The following is a 3,811-nucleotide window of genomic DNA, read 5'->3' on the forward strand; positions in this document are numbered from 1 at the left end:
CTATGAGGACGGCTTCATTTCGGAGAGCGAATTGAAGGCGCTGCAGAAGGCCGGCGGCATTGCCGAGATCGTCGGCTGGGTGTTCGACCGCGAAGGCCGCATGATCGAGGGCATTACCAACGACCGGGTGTCGTCGGCTTCGCTGCCGTCGCGCGAAAAATCGCTGGTCATCGCATTGGCGATGGGCGAACGAAAGCTGCCGGGCATACTGGCGGCCGCCAACCGGCGGCTGATCAATGGCCTCATCACCGATGAGCGGACCGCCGCTGCCCTGCTGGCCAGCGTCTGACGGGGTCGCCTTTGTTTGTGGGGCATGGCAGCTTAGCAACAGATTTGCGATAAAGTCAGCCGAGCTATCTGTGCCGGCCGAAAGGGTCGTTGCCATCGAGGAAGCCGAGGTCGCGCTGCAGATGCGGCGACAGATCCCTGACGTCCAGATGTGCCCTCCTTTTTATCGCGAACCAGCCAAATCCGTCCGTGAGCCACGAAATCCAACGATGATCCGGGGTGGGAGTGCATTTTTGCTGCGCCATGGTCATGATCGTCAACCTCCGCTATCCTGAACCCGAATGATGGGTTGATGCTGTATGTCGGTCTTGCCGGCCGCCTTAGCCAATCGAACATTGATCATGGCCCATAAGGAGGCCTTATGCCTGACCTCAGCTCGCGACAGGTTTCGCAACTCCCCCCGTTGCAGGCGATCAGGGTGTTCGACGCGGTGGCGCGGCATCTTTCCTTCACCAAGGCCGCCGGCGAACTCGGCATGACGCAGGCAGCGGTCAGCTATCAGATCAAGGTGCTGGAAGAGCGCGTCGGCTCACCGCTGTTCCTGCGCCGGCCGCGCCAGATCGCGTTGACCGAGGCCGGACAACGTCTGGCGCCCGCTGTCGGCGAAGCCTTTGCCATTCTTGGCCAGGCCTATGCCGCGGCGCGCGCCGGCGCCGACGGGTTGCTGTGCGTCACCACCGTGCTGACCTTTGCCTCGAACTGGCTGGCGCACCGGCTGGGATCGTTCCAGATCGCTCATCCCGCACTTGCCGTGCGGCTCGAGACGTCGAGCCGCCTGACAGACTTTGCCCGCGAGGATACCGATATCGCCATCCGCTCGGGCGGCGGCAAATGGCCTGGCCTGGAGGCACACAAGCTGCTCGATGCCGATTTCACGCCGATGCTGAGCCCGAAGCTCGCGGCAAGCATCGGTGGCGTCAACGAACCGGCCGATCTCCTGCGGCTGCCGATCCTCGATCCCGGCGACATCTGGTGGACGGAGTGGTTTTCGGCGGCCGGCGTGCACTCGCACGATCTTGCCAGACGACCCGGCAGCAGCATGGGCGCGCAGGCTTATGAGGCCAATGCGGCAATCGCTGGCCATGGCGTGGCGATCCTGACCAGGGCGCTGTTCAAGGCGGAACTCGCCGACGGCCGCCTGATCCAGCCTTTCGACCTGGTCGGCGACGACGGCCACGCCTACTGGCTGGTCTATCCCCAGGCGCGCCGCACCGTGCCGAAGATCCGTGCCTTCCGCGACTGGCTGCTGGCCGAGATCGCCTGCTGACGGCAAGCCGTCCGGTACCGCACCAAGTCCGCAAACCCTTCCGCTATCGTCACCTGATGTCCCGGCGACGGGCGAGGCTCACGCTGGCAATTTCCACACGTTCCCGGTCCGAGGCGTCACCGAGTGCTGCGCTGCAGCATCGAATCCGACTTGACATAATTCATGCCAAGTGAGTAATTGCCCAAAGCCAAGGCAAATGCTCATCTTGGTTCAAGGGAGGAATTTGATGAAACTTCGCACGCTCACCCTGGGTCTGTTGTCGGCCAGCGCTCTTGCGTTTGCCGCACACGCCGAATCCATCACCATCGCCACCGTCAACAATGGCGATATGGTCCGCATGCAAAAGCTGACGGAAGACTTCACCAAGGCGAACCCCGACATCCAGCTCAACTGGGTTACGCTTGAAGAGAACGTGCTGCGCGAGCGCGTCACCACCGATATCGCCACCAAGGGTGGCCAGTATGACGTGATGACCATCGGCACGTATGAAGTTCCGATCTGGGCCAAGCAGAGCTGGCTCCTGCCGCTCGACAAGCTCGGCGACGACTATGACGCCAAAGACATCATCCCGGCCATCGCCGGCGGCCTTTCGGTCGACGGCAAGCTTTATGCCGCGCCGTTCTACGGCGAAAGCTCGTTCGTCATGTACCGCAAGGACCTGATGGACAAGGCCGGGCTGAAGATGCCCGATGCGCCGACCTGGGACTTCATCAAGCAGGCCGCCGACAAGATGACCGATCGCGCCAATGGCGTGAACGGTGTGTGCCTGCGCGGCAAGGCCGGCTGGGGCGAGAACATGGCCTTCCTGACCGCCATGTCGAACTCCTTCGGCGCCCGCTGGTTCGACGAGAACTGGAAGCCGCAGTTCGACCAGCCGGAATGGAAGAACACGCTGCAGTTCTATGTCGACCTGATGAAGGCCGACGGCCCCGAGGGCGCGTCCTCCAACGGCTTCAACGAAAACCTGGCGCTGTTCCAGCAGGGCAAATGCGGCATGTGGATCGACGCCACCGTCGCTGCGTCCTTCGTTTCGGACCCGAAGAACTCGACCGTCGCCGACAAGGTCGGCTATGCCTTGGCGCCGGACAATGGCCTGGGCAAGCGCGGCAACTGGCTGTGGGCTTGGTCGCTGGCGATCCCCGCCGGCACGCAGAAGGCTGATGCCGCCGAGAAGTTCGTCTCCTGGGCGACCAGCAAGCACTATGCGGAACTGGTCGCGTCGAAGGAAGGCTGGGCCAACGCTCCTCCCGGAACGCGCACCTCGCTCTACGCCAATGCCGAGTACCAGAAGGCGGCTCCGTTCGCCAAGATGACGCTGGACTCCATCAATGCCGCCGATCCGACGCATCCGACCGTCAAGCCGGTGCCCTATGTCGGCGTCCAGTTCGTCGCCATCCCTGAGTTCCAGGGCCTTGGCACCACCGTCGGCCAGCTCTTCTCGGCAGCTCTTGCCGGCCAGTCGAGCGTCGACGATGCCCTGAAACAGGCCCAGGACGCTGCCACTGCGGCAATGACCGAAGGCGGATACATCAAGTAAGGCTCCTCCCGGTGCCGAATGCCGGTCGCCTCCTTGACCGGCAACGGCCGCCCGAGTTCCCAGTTCGGGCGGCCGCCTTTAACGCCTTTTGAAAATTCAGTCTGACCAGTGAAGGGTGACCGTCATGGCTACTCAGCAGACCCGTTCGCTTGCCCGTTTCATGATGGCGCCATCCGTGGTGCTGCTGTTCGTCTGGATGATTGTGCCGCTGGTCATCACCATCTGGTTCTCCTTCCAGCAGTACAATCCGCTCAATCCGATCCGCGACGGCTTCGTCGGCTTCTCGAATTACGCGCTGTTTTATTCCAACCCGGCCTTCCTGCAATCGATCCTCAACACGCTAACCCTGGTGATCAGCGTGCTTTTGATCACGGTGATCGGCGGCATCCTTCTGGCGCTTCTGATCGACCAGCCGATGTGGGGCCAGGGCATAGTCCGCATTCTCGTCATTTCGCCGTTCTTCGTCATGCCGCCGGTGGCTGCATTGGTCTGGAAGAACATGATCATGCATCCGCAATATGGAGTGTTCGCCGATATAGCGCGCTTCTTCGGGGCTCAGCCGATCGACTGGTTCGGGCAGCATCCGATGCTGGCGATCATCATCATCGTCGCCTGGCAGTGGCTGCCTTTCGCCACACTGATCCTTTTGACCGCATTGCAGTCGCTCGACGGTGAGCAGAAGGAAGCCGCCGAGATGGACGGCGCCGGCTTCCTTCTGC

The 3,811-nt window shown here is 62.3% G+C and carries 5 protein-coding genes; 4 read left to right on the forward strand and 1 reads right to left on the reverse strand.

The window, feature by feature from the left end:
* A partial coding sequence (locus EN935_RS25960) for a sugar-binding domain-containing protein (protein WP_281040363.1) occupies nt 1-289 on the forward strand: 289 nt, incomplete at its 5' end.
* 64 nt (nt 290-353) lie between these two features.
* Here EN935_RS25960 and EN935_RS25965 read toward each other — a convergent pair.
* Nucleotides 354-539, reverse strand: coding sequence for a hypothetical protein (locus EN935_RS25965; protein WP_109667750.1), 186 nt, complete (start codon nt 537-539; stop codon nt 354-356).
* A 110-nt stretch (nt 540-649) separates the two neighbouring features.
* Between EN935_RS25965 and gcvA the strand changes: the two genes are divergently transcribed.
* From gcvA to EN935_RS25980, 3 genes are all read left to right on the forward strand, one after another.
* A complete protein-coding gene (gene gcvA / locus EN935_RS25970; RefSeq protein ID WP_109667156.1) occupies nt 650-1,555 on the forward strand; it encodes a transcriptional regulator GcvA in 906 nt (301 codons plus the stop codon).
* Nucleotides 1,556-1,781: 226 nt separating this feature from the next.
* Nucleotides 1,782-3,092, forward strand: coding sequence for a sugar ABC transporter substrate-binding protein (locus EN935_RS25975; RefSeq protein WP_109667159.1), 1,311 nt, complete (start codon nt 1,782-1,784; stop codon nt 3,090-3,092).
* 124 nt (nt 3,093-3,216) lie between these two features.
* Nucleotides 3,217-3,811, forward strand: a 595-nt coding sequence (locus EN935_RS25980; RefSeq protein WP_164771340.1) for a sugar ABC transporter permease, incomplete at its 3' end; no start/stop codon positions are given.

The sequence above is a fragment of the Mesorhizobium sp. M7D.F.Ca.US.004.03.1.1 genome, assembly GCF_003998635.1.
In the GTDB taxonomy this organism is placed as follows: domain Bacteria; phylum Pseudomonadota; class Alphaproteobacteria; order Rhizobiales; family Rhizobiaceae; genus Mesorhizobium; species Mesorhizobium loti.